13 protein-coding genes are annotated in these 18,027 nt (G+C 65.6%); 7 read left to right on the top strand and 6 right to left on the bottom strand.

All coding sequences use genetic code 11. The features are described 5' to 3' along the window. Positions 1-51: 51 nt before the first annotated feature. The 3 genes from ehuB to ehuR form a co-directional block, all read right to left on the bottom strand. The gene (gene ehuB / locus C8N35_RS16050) at positions 52-882 is read right to left on the bottom strand and encodes an ectoine/hydroxyectoine ABC transporter substrate-binding protein EhuB (RefSeq protein ID WP_107990727.1); all 831 of its coding nucleotides are present in this window, start codon (positions 880-882) and stop codon (positions 52-54) included. Positions 883-982: 100 nt separating this feature from the next. After that, positions 983-1,795, bottom strand: a complete 813-nt coding sequence (gene ehuA / locus C8N35_RS16045) for an ectoine/hydroxyectoine ABC transporter ATP-binding protein EhuA (RefSeq protein ID WP_107990726.1) — start codon at positions 1,793-1,795, stop codon at positions 983-985. A gap of 132 nt (positions 1,796-1,927) precedes the next feature. After that, positions 1,928-3,313 (bottom strand): MocR-like ectoine utilization transcription factor EhuR, encoded by a 1,386-nt coding sequence (gene ehuR, locus C8N35_RS16040; RefSeq protein ID WP_107990725.1) that lies wholly within the window; start codon positions 3,311-3,313, stop codon positions 1,928-1,930. A gap of 87 nt (positions 3,314-3,400) precedes the next feature. Here ehuR and C8N35_RS16035 point away from each other — a divergent pair, with 87 nt between their 5' ends. The 3 genes from C8N35_RS16035 (at position 3,401) to C8N35_RS16025 (ending at position 7,162) form a co-directional block, all read left to right on the top strand. Further along, a complete protein-coding gene (locus tag C8N35_RS16035) occupies positions 3,401-3,919 on the top strand; it encodes an Lrp/AsnC family transcriptional regulator (RefSeq protein ID WP_107990724.1) in 519 nt (172 codons plus the stop codon). Positions 3,920-4,177: 258 nt separating this feature from the next. Beyond that, a complete protein-coding gene (locus C8N35_RS16030; RefSeq protein WP_107990723.1) occupies positions 4,178-5,671 on the top strand; it encodes an NAD-dependent succinate-semialdehyde dehydrogenase in 1,494 nt (497 codons plus the stop codon). A gap of 117 nt (positions 5,672-5,788) precedes the next feature. Then, complete coding sequence (locus C8N35_RS16025) at positions 5,789-7,162, top strand: aspartate aminotransferase family protein (protein ID WP_107990722.1); 1,374 nt, start codon at positions 5,789-5,791, stop codon at positions 7,160-7,162. A 357-nt stretch (positions 7,163-7,519) separates the two neighbouring features. Here the strand turns inward: C8N35_RS16025 and recQ are convergent, their stop codons facing one another. After that, the gene (gene recQ, locus C8N35_RS16020; protein WP_342753510.1) at positions 7,520-9,376 is read right to left on the bottom strand and encodes a DNA helicase RecQ; all 1,857 of its coding nucleotides are present in this window, start codon (positions 9,374-9,376) and stop codon (positions 7,520-7,522) included. A 225-nt stretch (positions 9,377-9,601) separates the two neighbouring features. Between recQ and C8N35_RS16015 the strand changes: the two genes are divergently transcribed. The 4 genes from C8N35_RS16015 to C8N35_RS16000 all read left to right on the top strand — a co-directional run bounded on the left by C8N35_RS16015 (position 9,602) and on the right by C8N35_RS16000 (position 14,328). Continuing rightward, complete coding sequence (locus C8N35_RS16015; RefSeq protein ID WP_107990721.1) at positions 9,602-11,092, top strand: glycosyltransferase family 39 protein; 1,491 nt, start codon at positions 9,602-9,604, stop codon at positions 11,090-11,092. Positions 11,093-11,394: 302 nt separating this feature from the next. Continuing rightward, positions 11,395-12,420 (top strand): ABC transporter substrate-binding protein, encoded by a 1,026-nt coding sequence (locus C8N35_RS16010; protein ID WP_210203555.1) that lies wholly within the window; start codon positions 11,395-11,397, stop codon positions 12,418-12,420. Between the two features lie 302 nt (positions 12,421-12,722). Beyond that, positions 12,723-13,490, top strand: a complete 768-nt coding sequence (locus C8N35_RS16005; protein ID WP_107990720.1) for an ABC transporter ATP-binding protein — start codon at positions 12,723-12,725, stop codon at positions 13,488-13,490. A gap of 7 nt (positions 13,491-13,497) precedes the next feature. Continuing rightward, a complete protein-coding gene (locus C8N35_RS16000; RefSeq protein WP_210203562.1) occupies positions 13,498-14,328 on the top strand; it encodes an ABC transporter permease in 831 nt (276 codons plus the stop codon). A gap of 161 nt (positions 14,329-14,489) precedes the next feature. On the opposite strand, the gene C8N35_RS15995 is transcribed toward C8N35_RS16000, so the two are convergent. Then, positions 14,490-15,182 (bottom strand): fumarylacetoacetate hydrolase family protein, encoded by a 693-nt coding sequence (locus tag C8N35_RS15995; protein ID WP_107990718.1) that lies wholly within the window; start codon positions 15,180-15,182, stop codon positions 14,490-14,492. Between the two features lie 180 nt (positions 15,183-15,362). Next, positions 15,363-17,975, bottom strand: a complete 2,613-nt coding sequence (locus tag C8N35_RS15990) for a PAS domain S-box protein (RefSeq protein WP_146177420.1) — start codon at positions 17,973-17,975, stop codon at positions 15,363-15,365. Positions 17,976-18,027 lie beyond the last annotated feature (52 nt).

Below are 18,027 nucleotides of genomic sequence, written 5' to 3'. Positions count from 1 at the left end.
TCTCGCGAAACCTCAGGCGAGGCGACCGCGCGGCCGCCCCGCCAATCATCCTCAGCCTTTGCAGAGCTTTTCGCGCGAGGTCGACATCGCAGCGGCGGCCGAGAAGCCGTAGGGCTCGATGATCTTGGCGAACTCGCCCGATTCCTTCATCTCCGCCAGCACCTTGTCGTAGGCGTCACGCAGCGCCGTGTCCTGCTTGCGGAAGGCCGTTCCATCGCAATAGACCGGCGCGCCCTCGACCGGAGCCATCACCTCGATGCCGTCGTCGCCCGACTTCTTCTTCAGATCGTTCAGCGACAGCACGGGAAGCGAATAGACGTCAATGCGCCCGTCCTGCAGCATCTTCAGGCCCGACTGACCGTCCGGCACGACGATGACGCGGTTGCGTGGCACGCCGGCTTCCAGCGCCAGCTTCTCTTCCGTGCCGCCGCCCGGCGCGCCGATCTTGGCGTCCGCGTTGTCGGCGATATCCTTGAAGCTCTTGAAGCCCATCGGATTGCCCTTCTTCACGAGAAAGGCTTCCGCGTCGCACAGGATCGGCTCCGAATAGGAGACCGCCGCGCAGCGTTCCGGCTTCATGAACAGGCCGGCCGTGACCGCATCGAAGCGGCGTGCCTGCAGGCCCGGGATCATCGCCCCGTATTCGGAAACCGAGGCCACGATTTCCGGCACGCCGAGGCGCTTGAAGACCTCGCGCGCGATATCGGGCGCGGCGCCCGAGACCTTGCCGTCGGCACCCACCGCCGTGTAGGGGGGTTCGTTGGCGATCGCCACGCGGGCGAAGCCCTGTTCCTTCAGCTGTTCCAGATCCGCCGCATTGGCGGACTGGACGAGGGCGGCGGCCGCGAGACCGGCTGCGGCGATCCATCCGATGGTCTTCATCTCGTTTCTCCTCTCGTGATGCGGTGTCTTGTTGCTCTTGGTGAAGCGGCTTGCTTTTGGTGAAGCGGTGGCCGCGAACGGCGCATCCGGCGCAAGGCGCTCAGACGCGATGGCCCGCGGCGATGATCTTCTTCAGGAATCCCTGCGTGCGTTCTTCCCTGGGGTTGGAGAAGATGTCCTCCGGCGCCCCCTCTTCCACGATCTTGCCCGCGTCGAAAAACAGCACCCGGTCGGCGAAGTCGTGCGCGAAGCCCATTTCGTGGGTGACCAGCAGCATGGTCGTGTCGGTCTCTTGCGCCAGCTTGCGCATGACGTTCAGCACTTCCTCCACAAGCTCGGGATCGAGCGCGGAGGTCACTTCGTCGAACAGCATGATCTTTGGCGAAAGCGCCAGCGCGCGGGCGATCGCGATGCGCTGCTTCTGGCCGCCGGAAAGCTGCGCCGGCATCGCCCTGGCCTTGTCGGCCATGCCCACCATATCGAGCAGTTCCATCGCGCGCGTCTCCGCTTCGGCGCGGGATGCCCCCTTGGTGAGCATCGGCGCCAGCGTGATGTTGTCGATGACCGACTTGTGCGGAAACAGGTTGAAGAGCTGGAACACCATGCCGATCTTCTGGCGCATGCGGTGCAGGTGCGCCTCGCTCGCCGGCACGAGCCCCCCGTCCTTCGCGCCGCCGTTCTTCGGCATGTGGTAGAGTTCTTCGCCGTCGATGCGGATATGGCCGCTGTCGATGCTTTCCAGCGTCATCAGAATGCGCAGGATGGTGGTCTTGCCCGAACCCGACGGACCGATCAGCGCCAGCTTCTCGCCGGGCATGACGTTCATGGAGAGCCCGTCCAGCACCTGGAAATCTCCGAAGCTCTTGGAGATGGAATCAATCTCGATGATGGGCTCGGGTGCTGGCGCGTTCATCTGGGCCTTTCGCAAGACATGCGGTCGGGGTCAGTGATTGACCTGACGATGAAAGCACATTCAAATCATGTCAATCAATAAAATAATATCATTACAATCATTCGGCAATTGCGACAATACAAGGCAATTCGTTCAGATTGCAGGCAGAACCACCTCCTGTTCGCCGTGCAATAACTTGGCAACTGCCCCCAAACCGATGCGCAATTCCGCTTCGGTGGTCGAACCGATGGAGATCCGCACCGACGGCGCCCAGGCCTCGCGACTGACACAGAAGGCGGACCCGGGCGCGATCGCCACCCCCAACAACCGGGCCTGAGCCACGAAGCCCTCCTCGGTGCGCGCCTCCTTCAGCTCCATCCACAGGTGCAGGGCCTGTGGATGGCTCGTATAGGGAATGCCCGCCAGCATCTGCGCGGCGATGGCATGGCGCTTGGCGAGCGCCGCACGCTGCCAGCGCACCAGTTCCAGCGCCGTTCCGTCATTCACCCACTTTGTGGCGATCTCGGCCACCATCGGCGTCGCCATCCAGTTGGAAACGAGATGCCGGTTGGAGACGGCGGCCACGTAGCGGTCGGGCGCGACGAGATAACCGATCCTGAGGCCCGGCACCGTCACCTTGGTGAAACTGGTGATGTAGAGCGTGCGCTCCGGCGCCAGCGCCGCGAAGGGCCTGGGACGATGCGTGACGAGCGGACCCAGCACGTCGCTTTCCACGATCGCGATGTCGTATCGGCGCGCGATCTCCACGATCGCCTCGCGCCGCGTCTTGCCCATCAGCGCGGCGACCGGGTTGACGACCGTCGGCTGGATGAACACCGCGCGGATACCGCCCTGCCGGCACGCGTCCTCCAGCGCTTCCGGCACCAGCCCCTCCTCGTCAACGGCGAGCCCGGCGAGCGTAAAGCCGTGATAGGCGGCCAGCGGCGCCAGCGTGTGGTGGGTGATCGCCTCGCACGCGACCGTCGAGCCCGGCGGCGCCACGCTCATCAGCGCCACGGTCATCGCGCCGGTGGCGCCGTTGGTGACGGTGACGTTCTGGACCGAGGTATCGACCCCGCAGATCCTCAGCCACTCCACCGCCGCGGCGGCATGAACGGGAAAGACCACGTTCGGGCGGAACGAAAGGGCGGATCGCGCCGGCAGGTTCTGCGACAGCCAGCCGAGCGCCTCCTTCAGCTTTTCCACGTGCATCGGCTCGCAGACGGGCTTCAGGATGGACAGGTCGATCACCTCGCCGAGGCGGTCCGGCAGGTAGGGCGGGCGCATCTCGCGCCTGGGCATCCGAACAAAGCTTCCCCGCCCGATCTCGCCCGCGATCAGCCCGCGTCGGCCGAGTTCCTCATAGGCGCGCGAGACGGTCTGCACCGAAAGCTTCAGCTCATCCGCCATCCTGCGTTGCGGCGGCAGCTGCGTGCCGTTGATCAACGCGCCTTCCTGGATCGCCCGGGCTATCTGATCCGCCAGCGAGAGATAGGCGGGACGGCGGAGAAGCGTTGGATCTGGTCGCCAATTTGTCATGACTTATAAGAGAGTGAAATCAGGTCAATTGACAATATTTTTCTGGCATTGTCATTTGATGATCAACATTCTTCGACGGACACCCACATGGCCAGCCCTTCCCGAAAAGACGCTCAGGTGAAACTGGACGCCATCGATCTGAAGATCCTGGCCGAGATCCAGCGCGACGGCCGCATCACCAAGCTGAAGCTGGCCGAGAAGGTCGGTCTGTCGCCGACCCCCGCCTGGACACGGCTCGCCCGGCTGGAGAAATCCGGCATCGTGGCCGGCTACCATGCCCGTCTCAATCTCAAGTCCGTCGCCCCCTTCGCCACGGTCTTGATGGAAGTGACGCTCGCCAACCACCGCCAGGCCGATTTCGACCGCTTCGAACGGGTCATCCGCGACGTGCCGCAGATCGTCGCCTGCTGGTCGGTGGGCGGCGGCATCGATTACATGGTGAAAGTCACCGCGCGCGATATCGATGCCTATCAGCGCCTTGTCGACCAGCTACTGGAACGCGAAATCGGCATCGATCGCTATTTCACCTACATCGTGACGAAGACGGTGAAGGACGAAATGGCATTGCCGGTGGCGGACCTGCTGCGCGAGCGAGACGGAGACTGACGGAAAGAATTTTGTGAGGCGAAGCCGGGCGCCGATCCGAAATCCGGCATATCAGCGCGCCGCAGGCGCTCCGTTTCCCTTCATTCTTCCTCCGTCCCGTCACGCCCCGGAGACTTTCTCTCCTCTTCGCCGGCAAAAACAGCCCATCTCTCTCCCCCGTCCCTCTCGAACGGCCTCTCTCTCCTCTCCCCGGCACGCACACTTGCTCTTGAACCGGACCCCGGCCACATCCGGCCGTCCTTCGGGAGGAGAGACCCCATGACCGCGATCCATGCCCGCCGCGACCGTCACGACGCGCTTCATCGCCTCGCCGACCGCCGCCTCCTGCGCGAACTGGCCTATGTCAACGGCGCCTGGACCGCCGGCGATACCGGCCTCGGCTTCGAGGTCACGGACCCGGCCACCGGCGCGCAACTCGCCTGGGTCGCAGCCCTTGGCCCGGCCCAGACCGACGCCGCAATCGACGCCGCCGCTGCCGCCTTTCCCTCCTGGTCCGCCCTGTTGCCGGGCGAGCGTGCCCGAACCTTGCGCACCTGGTACGACCTTATCCTCGCGCACCGCGAAGACCTCGCCCTGATCATGACGCTGGAACAGGGCAAGCCGGTTACGGAGGCGCGCGGCGAGATCGACTATGCGGCGGGCTTCGTCGAATGGTTCGCCGAAGAGGCGAAACGCGTGAATGTGGAGGGCGTGACCTCGCACCTGCCCGGGGCGCACATGTCGGTGGAACGCATGCCGCTCGGCGTCGTCGGCCTCGTCACGCCGTGGAACTTTCCCTCAGCCATGCTGACCCGCAAGGCGGCGGCAGCGCTTGCCGCCGGCTGCACCGTCGTCGCCCATCCCTCCTCGCAGACCCCGCTTTCCGCGCTGGCGCTGGCCGAACTCGGCGAGCGCGCCGGCCTTCCCGCCGGCGTCTTCAACGTGGTCACGGGCGAGGCTTCGCAGATCGTCGGCCGCCTGTGCGAGGCGGCACGCGTGCGCGCGCTGTCGTTCACCGGCTCCACCGAGATCGGCCGGCTGATCGCCGCCCGCTGCGCGCCGACCATGAAACGTCTCGTGATGGAGCTTGGCGGCCACGCCCCGCTCATCGTGTTCGACGACGCCGATATAGACCGCGCGGTGAAGATCGCGCTCGACGCCAAGTTCGCGACATCCGGCCAGGACTGCCTCGCCGCCAACCGCATCTATGTGCAAGAGGCGATCTACGATCGTTTCTGCGCCCGTTTTGCCGAAGCCGTCTCTGCGCTCAAGGTCGGCAACGGCCTTGAGGAGGGTTCCGAGATCGGCCCGCTGATGCATGCGCGCGCGGTCAAGAAGGCCCGGGATCACATCACCGATGCGGTGAAAAAGGGCGCGCGGCTTCTGGCCGGCGGCGGGATCCATCCCGCGGGGCCGCTTTTCGTGGAGCCGACGCTTCTGGCCGACGTGCCGGGCGATGCCGCGATCATGCGCGAGGAGACCTTCGGCCCTGTCGCCGCCGTGACGCGGTTTGCGAGCGAAGACGAGGTGATTGCTCTGGCCAACGCCACCGACTACGGCCTCGTCGCCTATGTCGTGACCGAAAACGGCGCCCGCCAGCGCCGCATGGCCCGGGCGCTGGAGTTCGGCATGGTCGCGATCAACCGCGTGAAGATCACCGGCGCGCCGGTGCCCTTCGGCGGCATCAAGCAATCCGGCATGGGCCGCGAAGGTTCGCGCCACGGGCTGGAGGCCTTCACCGAGCTCAAATACGTGTGCTGCGATGCCGCGTGAACCGGCCCGAGCGTCTTTTTTGCAGGGGGAACCCGCAAAAAAGAAGTGGGAGTCCCCTTCAGAAACAACACCGAGCCATCCGATACCCGTCATCACCAACCAAGAGGACACGACATCATGCTCGACCGTTCCAACGAACTGACCGCGTGGGACCGCGATCACTTCTTCCACCCCTCCACCCACATGGGCCAGCACGCGCGCGGCGAGACGCCGACGCGGATCATTACCGATGCTGAGGGCGTCACCATCACCGATAGCGAGGGCCGTTCGAGCCTCGATGCGTTTGCCGGGCTTTACTGCGTGAATGTCGGTTACGGGCGCCAGGAGATCGCGGAAGCCATCGCGGAGCAGGCGAAGAACCTCGCCTATTACCACGCCTATGTCGGCCACGGCACGGAAGCCTCGATCACGCTCGCAAAGATGATCATCGACCGCGCGCCCGCCGGCATGAGCCGGGTCTATTTCGGCATGTCCGGCTCGGATGCCAACGAGACCAACATCAAGCTGATCTGGTACTACAACAACGTTCTCGGCCGGCCGGAGAAGAAGAAGATCATCTCCCGTCATCGCGGCTATCACGGTTCTGGCGTGATGACCGGCTCGCTCACCGGGCTCGCCACCTTCCACAACGCCTTCGACCTGCCGCGCGCGCCCATCCTGCACACCGAGGCGCCGTACTATTTCCGCCGCGAGGACCGCTCCATGAGCGAGGAGCAGTTCGCGACCCATTGCGCCGAGAAGCTGGAAGAGCTGATCCTGGCGGAAGGCCCGGACACCGTCGCCGCCTTCATCGGCGAGCCGATCCTCGGCACGGGCGGCATCGTGCCGCCGCCGGCCACCTACTGGGAAAAGATCCAGGCGGTGCTGGCGAAATATGACATCCTGCTGGTCGTCGACGAGGTGGTCACCGGCTTCGGGCGTCTCGGTACCATGTTCGGCTCCGACCATTACGGATTGAGGCCCGACCTCATCACCATCGCCAAGGGGCTGACCTCGGCCTACGCGCCGCTGTCGGGCTCCATCGTCGGCGAGAAGATGTGGAACGTGCTGGTGCAGGGCTCTGACGCGATGGGGCCGATCGGCCACGGCTGGACCTATTCCGCCCACCCGATCTGCGCTGCCGCCGGCGTCGCCAACCTCAAGCTCATCGACGAGATGGGGCTGGTGGAGAACGCCGGCACGGTCGGCGCCTATTTCCGCGCCGAACTGGCCTCGGCGCTGGAAGGCCACGCCAATGTCGGCGAGGTGCGCGGCGATGGCATGATGGCGGCGGTCGAGTTCGTGAGGGACAAGGACGACCGGGTGTTCTTCGACGTGTCCGAAAAGGTCGGCCCGCGCGTGGCGGCGGCACTGGCCGCGCGCGGCGTGCTGGGGCGCGGCATGCCCCAGGGCGACATCCTGGGATTTGCCCCGCCGCTGTGCCTGACGAGGGAAGAAGCCGATATCGTCGTGGCCCGGGCCGTGGAAGCGGTCAACGACATCCTAGGCTGAGACGGGCAAGCGCCACGTCCCTCTCCACCGTCATTGCCTGAACGCCGCAAGCGCGATGGGTCCCCCGCGAACGGCCACGGCAGGCGGAGAGTTCGTTACTCCCATCCGAACGACCAAACGGTCGTTCGACCTCCCCTCAAGGGGGAGGTGGGCCGGGGCGCAGGCGTCATGTGTTCCGTTCTCGCTTGGAAAACGGTTTGCCGGGAGCTGGCGCCTGGCGTCCCCCTCCCCCTTGAGGGGAGGGGTCAGGGGTGGGGGTACCGCGGCACGTGCAGGGGCCGCAAACTTTCCGCAAGTCACCGGGAGCGGATGCCGTTCATCTGCCCGTCGGCGGCGAAGCGGAACGCAGCCCTCCACTCACGCCGCGGCGATCACCTTCAGAAACGGCGCGGCATATTCGGCGAGCTTCTTCGGGCCGACGCCGTTGATCTCGCCCATCTGCGCTTCCGACATCGGCCGCGCCTTGGCGAGTTCGATCAGGGTCGCATCGGGAAACACCACATAGGCCGGAACGCCGCGATCGCGCGCAAGCTCCAGCCTGAGCGCCTTGAGATCGGCGAGAAGCCGCTGGTCGCGCTCCGACAGATCGCCCGCCGCCGCCTGTACGCGCGCCGCGCGCTCCCCGCCGCGCTTCGACTTCGCGCGCGGCATCAGGGCTTCCTCGCGGATCGCGAAGATCTCCTGCCCCGCCATCACGGCATCGGCACGCGGTGTCAGCTCAAGGCAGCCGTATTTCTGGATGTTGATGACCAGATATCCGCCGGAAACCGCCTGGCGGATGAAGCCCTGCCAGAAATCCTTGGGCCGCGCCTTGCCGATGCCGAACACGTCCAGCTTGTCGTGTCCGCGCTCCGAAATCTTCTGCGTCTCGCCGCCACGCAGGATGTCGATGATGTGCGAGGCCCCGAAGAACTGCCCCGTGGCCGCGATCGCCTGAAACAGTGCGCGGGCCTCGCCGGTGCCGTCGACGACCTTCGGCGGATGCAGGCAATTGTCGCAATTGCCGCAAGGCCCGGTGGTATCGTCGAAATAGGCGAGCAACGATTGCCGCCGACAGCCCGACGCCTCGCAATAGGCCAGCAGCGCGTCGAGCCGCTTGTGCTCGCGCAGCTTGTGCTCGCCGTCCTCGCCGTCGTTCTCGATGAACTGGCGCTGCATGCGGATATCGTCGAGACCGTAGAGCATCAGCGTTTCGGCCGGCTGGCCATCGCGCCCCGCGCGGCCGATCTCCTGGTAATAGGCCTCCATCGAGCCCGGCAGGTTGAGGTGGCAGACGAAGCGGATATCCGGCTTGTCGATGCCCATGCCGAAGGCGATGGTCGCCACCATCACGACCCCGTCCTCGCTCATGAAGCGGTCCTGGCTTTCGCGGCGCTGGTCGGACGGCTGGCCGGCGTGATAGGCGATCGCCTTCACGCCCTCTTCGCACAGATAGTCCGCGACTTCCTCCGTCAGCCGCCGCGACAGGCAGTAGACGATGCCGGAAAGCCCCTCCTTGCCATTGAGGAATTCCATCAGCTGGCGGCGCCAGTTGGTCTTGGGCTGAACGCCGAGCTGGAGGTTCGGCCGGTCGAACCCATGCACGATGGTCCGCCCGTGGCCGTGGAAAAGCTTGTCGGCGATATCGACCCGCGTGGCGCTGTCGGCGGTCGCGGTGAAGGCGGCGATCGTGGCATTGGGGAAATGCTGGCCGAGTGCCGCGAGCTGCTCGTATTCGGGGCGGAAGCTCGGCCCCCATTTGGAAATGCAGTGCGCCTCGTCGATGACAAAGAGGCCGGGGCCGATTCGCCCCATCGCCGCCAGCATGCGCGGCGTCATCAGCCGTTCGGGCGAGAGATAGAGCAGCTTGGAGCGTCCTGCGGCGAAATCGCGCCATTCCTCGACATTGCGCTCGCGCGAAAGGCCGGAATGGATGGCGGCGACATTCACCCCGTTGGCTCTCAGCGCGGCGGCCTGATCATCGATCAGCGCCACCAGCGGCGAGATGACGACGGTCGCGCGCTCCGACAGGATCGCCGGGATCTGGTAGCACAGCGACTTGCCCGCGCCCGTCGGCATCACGGCGAGCGTCGAGGTGCCCCCGCACAACAGGTCGATGATCTCGCTCTGGCCCGGCCGGAAGGCCTGATAGCCGAAGATATCGTGCAGAACATCGAGCGGTCCGCGGAATCGCCCCGGTGCGTCTGTCGCGTCTGTCGCGTCCACCTGCTGCACCTGCCCGTTCCCGTCCACGCGCCCAGAACCTCTCAACACTTCCCATCAAATCAGCCGCAGCCCCTCGGGTAGCGCGTTCGCCCGCCGCGCGCAATCGTTCTGCGGCTTGCTTTCTCATCTTGCGAGCCCGATAACGCGGGTCGATCGTCTGAGCGCAGCGCGACCGGTTTCGCGCCATCCGTGTGCCCCGGCAAAGATTATTGGTCCCATGGAGGCCTCGCCCCCTTGCTCTCCTCCCTCGCTCAGCGCGTTCTTGAGCGTCCCGCAAAGGGGCTCTTCCTTCTCTGCCTGATGCAGGTCGCCTTCTGGAGCGTCCTGCCGGCGATGACCAGCCGCGCTCCCACGCTCGACGTGGTCGAAATGCTGGCATGGGGCGAGCATTGGCAACTCGGCTACTACAAGCATCCGCCCCTGCCCGCCTGGATCGCCGAGGCCGCGCGGATGATGTCGGGAGAACCGATCCTTGGCCCGATGGTGGCGAGCCAGCTTCTCGTCGCGCTGACCTTCGTCTTCGTCTTCCTGCTGGGCAATCGGTTGCTGGGCGCGCGTGACGCCCTCATCGGCACGGCGCTTTCCACCGGCGTCTACTATTTCTCCTGGCCCACCCCGGAACTGAACCACAACGTGGTGCAGATGCCGATCTGGGCGGCGTGCTTCTGGCTCTTTGCCGTTGTTCTGGACAATCCGCGCCGCCTGCTTCCCTGGCTCGGCCTCGGGCTCGCAATCGGGGTCGGCGTCTACGCGAAATACTCAGTCGTCGTGCTCTACGTGGTGCTGGCCGTCTGGATCCTTGCCGAGGCGGGGTTGCGGCGGGCACTTTTGACGCGGGGCCCCTGGGCAGGCGCGGCGCTGGCCGTTCTCGTTGCCCTGCCGCATCTGGTGTGGCTCGTCCAGACCGATTTCATGCCCATCGCCTATGCCGAGGCGCGCAGTGCGCGGGCCGCCGACAGCGCGTGGCGCCCGCTCCGCTTCCTGCTCGCGCAACTCGTCGACCACGCCCCGATGCTGGTGCCGCTCGCCTTCGCCTTTCTGCCGCTGCTGCGTCGCGAGCGGGAGCCGGAACAACCGCACACGCGGGCACCGTCCGCCGCCATCCGCTTTCTCGCCATCGCCACGCTGGCGCCGGTGCTGCTGACGGCGGCCGGCGCCGCACTCACCGGTGCGGGGCTGAAGGACATGTGGGGCGCACCGATGTTCACCACCTCCGGCCTTTTCGTCGCAGCACTTCTCTCCCGCCACCTTGTCGACGGCGTGGTGAAAAGACTGCTGGCCGGCTGCACGGTGCTGCTGATCCTGCTGCCGGTCGCCTTCTCGGCACAGGTTCCCGTGGCGCGGGCGCTCGGCAAGAAGCCGCCGCGCAACGGCGCTCCGATGCCGGCGATCGCCGGCTCCGTCACCGCCGCCTGGCGCGCGGCGACCAAGCGCCCGCTGCGCTATGTCGGCGGCGACACCTGGCTCGCCGGGCTCGTGGCGGCCGGCAGCGCCGATCGCCCGACCCTGGTCGCCGACCGCGATCTCACCTATTCACCCTGGGTGACGCGCGAGGACATCGCCCGCGACGGTCTGCTTATCGTGGGCTTCCCGAAGGATCCGCCGCCCTCGCAGCCCGGCATGGAGCCCCGCTCCATCGGCGATGTGGAAATCCCCGGCGCCGGCTCGCGCCCGCTCATCATTCGCTACGCGATCTATCCGCCGCGTCCCGCCCTGATCCCCTGACGCCTGACCCCTGCCCCCTGACGCCGGCTTTTCACCGGCCAGACCTCTCGGATAGGCACCTCGCGCTGCGTCACCTCGGCGCGCGGGGCGCAGAACCGCGTTTTGCGGGATGATTCAGGTTTACCGCGTACGCCTGCGCGCGCTATAGCCCAAGGCATCAGCGCTGCGGATGCCCTTGGCCCGCGCGCGTGCGGGCTATGGGAAAACCGGAAAACGGCTCCCTCCATCGCATGTGTGCTTCCCGATCACCGGGCCCCGTTTGCGCGACAACAGACGATGCTCCATGGGAAGGAAATGCCAGCATGACATTCAGTATCCGCAAGACCCTGATGCGCGCCGCAGCCGCGGGCCTCGCGCTTGCCGCCCTTTCGTCGGTACCGGCCTCGGCCGCCGACAAGGTCACGCTCGGTGCCCTGCGCTTTACCTCCCATGCCGCGAGCTTCGTCGCCTATGAGCGCGGCTACTTCAAGGAACAGGGGCTCGACGTCGAGTTCAAGTTCTTCCAGGCCGCGCAGCCCATGGCCGTCGCCATTGCCTCCGGTGACGTCGATTTCGGCGTCACCGCCATCACCGGCGGCCTGATCGGGCTTGCCGACAAGGGCGTCGTCAAGGTCATCGGCGGCGCGCTGCACGAGGAAAAGGGCATCGACGGCCAGATCATCATCGTCTCCAACAAGGCGTATGATGAAGGCGTCACCGATCCCTCCAAGCTCAAGGGCCGCACCTTCGGCATCACCCAGTCCGGTTCCTCCTTCCACTACATGGCCGCCAAGATCGCCGACGCGGAAGGCTTCACGCTCCAGGACATGAAGGTGAAGCCGATGCAGAAGGTGGGCGCCGTCATCGGAGCCCTGAAGTCCGGCCAGATCGATGCCTGGTCGATCCAGCCCCATATCGCCAAGGCGCTGATCGCGGCAGGCGCGGTGAAGAAGATCGGCATGGTCGCGGACTTCATCCCCGACTATCAGGTCACCACCGTCTTTACCTCCACCAAGATCGCCACCGAGAACCGCGACCTCGTCAAGCGTTTCCTCGCCGCCTATTCCAAGGGCGCGGCCGACTTCAACGCGGCCCTCGTCGACAAGACGCAAGGTGCCGACGGCGAGAAGGCGATGGCGGAGCTGATCCACAAATACGTCTACGCCGACCAGCCCTTCGAGAAGGCGTCCAAATCGATCATCAACGGTGCGATGCGTCTCAACCCCGACGCCCGGCTCGACCTGACCAGCGTCAAGGACCAGCTCGCCTGGTTCAAGGCCGAGAACCTCGCACCCGAGAGCATCACGCTGGACAAGCTCGTCGACCCGAGCTTCGTGGAAACCTACTGAACCGCGGACGGCATCGGTTCAAAGCCCCATGACGAACTAGAACGCGCACTTGTTCGGGACGTCGGATCGCCCGGCGTCCCCCGTCCGCAAAACGGGCACATCGGCGCATCCGCATGGGTGTCGTCCCCGCGAAGGCGGGGATCCTGCATTCCTGAAGCCGTCTTTCATTGCCCCGCCGCCGATCCGGCGGTTGCCGTGGCCCGCCTTCGCGGGAATGACAACCGCCGGGGGCCAGGGCCGGGCATATCGAATTCCGCGATCGCAAGCCGAAAGCCGCAGCGCCTCGCAAGGAGATAGGGTCGATGGACCTCAAGCTCGACCAGGTCAGCCATCACTATGGCGCCACCAATGTGCTGGACGATATTTCGCTCACCGTGAAGAAGGACGAGATCGTCTGCCTCATCGGGCCATCGGGCTGCGGCAAGTCCACCCTTCTGCGCTTCATCGGCGGGCTGGAGCGGCCGAGTTCCGGCCAGATCCTGCAGATCGGGGAGCCGCCGGCCGCCTCGCTCAATCCGCTCACCTACATCTTCCAGGATTTCGCCCTGCTGCCCTGGCGCACGGTGGAGGGCAACGTCTCGCTGGCGCTTGAAGACCACAAGCTTCCCAAGGCGGAGCAGCGCGCGATCGTCGAGGACGTTCTTCGCCGCACCAACCTTTCCGACTTTGCCAAGGCGCTGCCCCGCCAGCTTTCCGGCGGCATGAAGCAGCGCGTGGCGATCGCCCGCGCGCTTTCCGTGCGGCCCGCCGTCATGCTGATGGACGAGCCGCTGTCGGCGCTCGACAGCCAGACCCGCGAACTGCTGATGGACGATCTCGTCGACCTGTGGACCCGGGAATCGTTCACCGCCGTCTACGTCACCCACAATCTGGCCGAAGCGGTGCGCCTCGGCCACCGCATCGTCGTTCTGTCACGTCGCCCGGGGCGTATCCGCGAGATCGTCGAGATCGACATGCCGCTCGCCGAACGCAAGGACCGCGTCCACGAGCTTGAGGTGAAACAGCACCACCTGTGGGACCTCATGCGCGAGGAAGCCCGCGCCGCAGACCGGGAGCTTGCCGATGTCTGAGACCACCATGACAAACGCCGATATCCGCGAGGCGGAGCAGAACGCGGCCCCCATCGCGCGGCCGGTTCCCTTTCGCGGCGGCGGTTTCGTCTACAAGCCGGTGCGCATCGCCGGGCCGCTCGTCTTCATCGTGCTGATCGCCATCTGGGAGTTCGGCTCGGACACGGGGTGGATCAGCCCGCTGGTGCTGCCCGCGCCATCGGAGGCCTGGACCGCGTTCATGAACCTCGTCCATTCCGGCCTTTTGTGGAAACATCTCGGCGCCTCGCTGCAGCGGCTCGTCATCGGCTGGACGGCCGGCACCGCGCTCGGCATCGTCGCCGGGCTTGCGATTGGGCTCTTCTCGGTCGCGCGTTCCGGTCTGCAACCGCTCGTCTCCGCGCTGTTCCCCGTTCCCAAGATCGCGCTGTTGCCGCTCTTCATCATCTGGTTTGGCATCGACGAGGGCTCGAAGGTCGCCACCATCCTGTTCGGCACCTTCTTTCCGACCGTGATCTCCACCTATTCCGGCGTCGACAACGTCGACCGCACACTCATCCGCATGGGGCAGTCGTTCGGGCTGTCATGGACATCGATCGTCAGGAAGATCGTCATCCCCGGCGCCATGCCGGCGATCCTGTCGGGTTTCCGCATCTCGATCTCCATCGCCATCGTGCTGCTGGTGGCGGCGGAAATGATCGGCGCGGAATACGGCGTTGGCGCCTACATCCTGATGGCGGGCTCGCTGATGGCCACCGACCAGCTCATCGCCGGCGTCGCCATACTGTCGGTGCTGGGCCTGATCATCGCCTGGCTGATCGGGCTGGCGGAGAAGTACTTCCTGCGCTGGCGGACTTGAGGATCACGAGAGGCGGGGCGCATTTCTCAACCGCACCCCGTCTCTCCGCGGCCATCCCGCCGCGAAGTCCGGGGCCCCGGTATGCGCGTCATTGCCCGGACTTCGCCCGGCAATGACGGAAGAAAGATCGCGGCATCACGGCCTCGGCGGCACCCGGTTCCTCACACCACCTCCACCCGGATCCCACCGACGCCTTCAATCGCGCCTTCCATGACGTCGCCCTTCACGACCGCGCCGACGCCGGACGGCGTGCCGGACATGATGAGATCGCCCGCCGCCAGTTCGAAATACTCCGACAGATAGGCGATCATCTCCGGCACCTTCCAGATGAGCTGGTCGAGATCGCCCTCCTGGCGCAGCTGGCCGTTGACCTTCAGGTCCACCCTGCCCGCGCCCGGGTGGCCGATCTCTTCGGCCCGCACCAGCGGCCCCATCGGCGCGGAATGCTCGAACGCCTTGCCGATCTCCCATGGCCGGCCGAGCTTCTTGGCCTCGCCCTGCAGGTCGCGCCGTGTCATGTCGAGCCCGACGCCATAGCCGAAGACATGGTCGAGCGCGGTGTCGACGGGAATGTTCGTGCCGCCCGATTTCAGCGCCACCACCATCTCGATCTCGTGGTGAACGTCGGCGCTCTTCACCGGGTAGGGAAAGCGGCCGGAGGTATCGATGTTGTCGGGGTTCTTCTGAAAGAAGAACGGCGGCTCGCGGTTCGGGTCATGCCCCATCTCGATGGCATGGGCGGCATAGTTGCGGCCGATGCAGTAGATACGGCGCACGGGAAACGTCTCGTCCCTCCCCTTGACCGGCAGCATGGGCACAACGGGCGGAAGAATGACGAAACCGGTCTCGGTCATGGGCGATCTCAACTCTGGCTGAAGAGGGCGGGCTGAACGGCGGAAGCCACGAGGCGGGGCATGTGCCGGCGAGGCGGAACGAGCCTTGCCGGGCACCATCAGTGCCAGAAGATGACAGCGGCGCGCAAGGGCACCGCGATACCTGCCCGGCCCTTTCTGTCAACCCGCCCCACGCAGACCTCAGTCACTTGTGCGGACCCGCTCCAGCACGAGGGCCAGATCGTCGGAACGAAACGGCTTCTTGATCAGGATGTCGTTGCCGTCGAGATCCGCACTGGCCACCTGGGTGCGGTCGGCGAAGCCCGTCATGTAGATCGCCCGGATACCCGGCTCGATTTCGCGCGCCGCGCTGACGACCTGCGGTCCCAGCATGCCGTTGGGCAGGCGCACATCGGTCAAGACGATATCGGGCAGCAGTCCGCTTTCCAGAAGATCCAGCGCGCTCGGCCCGTCATGGGCAAGCATGACCTTGTAGCCGAGACGATCGAGCATCGTCGCGGTGAGGGCGCGCAGATCCGCGTCATCCTCCACCACGAGAATACGTTCGCTGCGCCCGCAGATGCCGCGCTTCGCGCCCGCCGCATTCGCATCCGCTTCCGCCGTCAGGGTCACCAGATGCGCGACCGGCAGGTAGAGACGAATCGTCGTGCCCGCACCGATCTCGCTTTCCAGCGTCACCTGCCCACCGGACTGGGAAACGAACCCGTAGACCATCGAAAGGCCGAGCCCTGTCCCGCGCCCGACATCCTTGGTCGTGAAGAACGGTTCGAAGACATGAGGCTGCATTTCCGCGGGGATACCCTTTCCGGAGTCGGAAACGGCGATCATCACGTAGTCGCCGGGCTCCAGCCCGATCTCGGCTGCCTGTCCCTTGTCGTTCACATCCGCATTGGCGAGCGTGAGCATCACCTCGCCGCCTTCCGGCATCGCATCGCGCGCATTCAGCATCAGGTTCAAGATGGCAAGTTCCAGCAATCCGCGATCGGCCATGCACGGCCACAGGCCGGGCTGGGCATGCATCGTCACCGTCACCGCGTCGCCGATCGTGGGACGCAGCATCGAGACGAACTCCTTCAGGTCGCGATCCAGATTGAGCGTGCTCGGTTCCAGCGGCTGCATGCGCGAAAAGGCCAGCAACTGCCGCGTCAGCCGCGCGCCTCTCTCGCCCGAGCGCTGAATGGCGGCCAGAAGCGGCGCGCGCTCGCCGGCATCCATCTCCGGCTCCTCGATCAGGAACTCCACGTTGCCGAGGATCACGCCGAGCAGGTTGTTGAAATCGTGTGCGACGCCGCCGGTGAGCTGGCCCACCGATTCCATCTTCTGCGACTGCCGCAGCCGCTCCTCCAGCATCAGGCGTTCGGTCATGTCGAGCCCGAGGGCGAAGAACCCCTCCACCGTGCCATCAGCCTGCGCGTGCGGCACCAGCCTGAGTTCCAGCCGCCGCTCCTTGCCATCGGGCGCCACGAAGGTATCGGATACCACCTGCAACTCGCCGATCAGAGCGGCTTCCCAATGCGGGCGGATCCGGTCCACCCACGTCTTGTCCATGACGGTATCGATATCGCTGCCCACGATCTCCTCGACGTCGCGGGCAAGCCACTTCGCGGCCTCCCGGTTGGCGAAGCGGATCTTGAGCACGTCATCGACATAGAGGATCAGCGCGGGCACGGAGTCCGAGACGAGCCGGAGCTGGTTGTGACTGCGCCTGACCGCCTCCGCCGCGGCGCGCTGCTCGGTGATATCGCGGGCGATCCCTTCGATCCCGGCGATGTTGCCATCATCGTCGCGATAGATCCGCGCCGTGGTGGAAATCCACACGATGCGCCCGTCGCGGTGCCGCATCGCCGCCTCGAAGGCGCGGACCGAACCGCCGTGCATCTTGAACGACTCGATGAACCGGGCGTGGCAGTCTGGATCGACGTAGAAATCGACCGCCTTGCGCCCGATCGCGTCCTGCGGTCGCCAGCCGACCAAATCATACATCGAGGGCGTGACCATCGTCACCACACCGGCATTGTCGGTGCGGTAATAGGTATCCAGCATCTCGTCGAGAATGGCGCGGTAGCGCCGCTCGCTCGACCTCAGTTCCTCCTGCCCCTTCTTGAACTTGCCCCGGGTTTCGCGCAAGCGGTCCCGCAGGCCGTTGAAAGCGGAAACGAGCAGGTCGAATTCGTCATCCCCCGCCCCGCTCGCCCGCGCGCGATCAAGCCGCAGCACGGTTTCCAGATCGTCGCCCGACATCCGGCTCAACTGCTCGGCCATGGCGCTCAGGTGCCGCGTCACAAGATGTGAGAAAATGAAATAGACGAAGACCGCGATCGACAGCGTGATCGCGACATTCGTCGCCAGCATCCGCAACGCCAGCCACAATATCTGCTCGCGCGCGCGCGCCAGATCGCCGACGATCACCAGCCGGCCGATCTCGATGATGGCGTTGCGATGCTCGAAGGTGATGGGCGTTTCCCAGACGACGCCGCCATCGGCCGGCCGTCTGCCCACCGTCGCCACCGGATTGCCGTTCTCATTGATGCTGACGAAGGCGATTTCCCGCGCTGCCGCGATTCCCTCCGCCAGCATCTGCAGCTGGGCCATGTCCTGTATCCACAGCGCCCGGCGCACGCTGCTTGTATAGGAACGCTCGATACCGGCGATTTCGGCCTCGATGCGGGCGATGTGGTTCTTTTGCTCGAAGTAGACCTGCACGGCCGTCACCATCGCGCAGGCGACGATCGAAAAGACAACGATCCAGAGGATGATCCTGTTGGCGACGCTGCCTTTATACCTGCCAAGCATGCCGGTCGTCCGCTCGCTGCGGGGGATAGCCGGATACTCAAGGGCACGCCGC

The sequence above is a fragment of the Breoghania corrubedonensis genome (assembly GCF_003053845.1).
GTDB lineage: Bacteria > Pseudomonadota > Alphaproteobacteria > Rhizobiales > Stappiaceae > Breoghania > Breoghania corrubedonensis.
The sequence above is the reverse complement of the archived record's forward strand: the minus strand, read 5'-3'. Positions and strand labels throughout refer to the sequence as shown.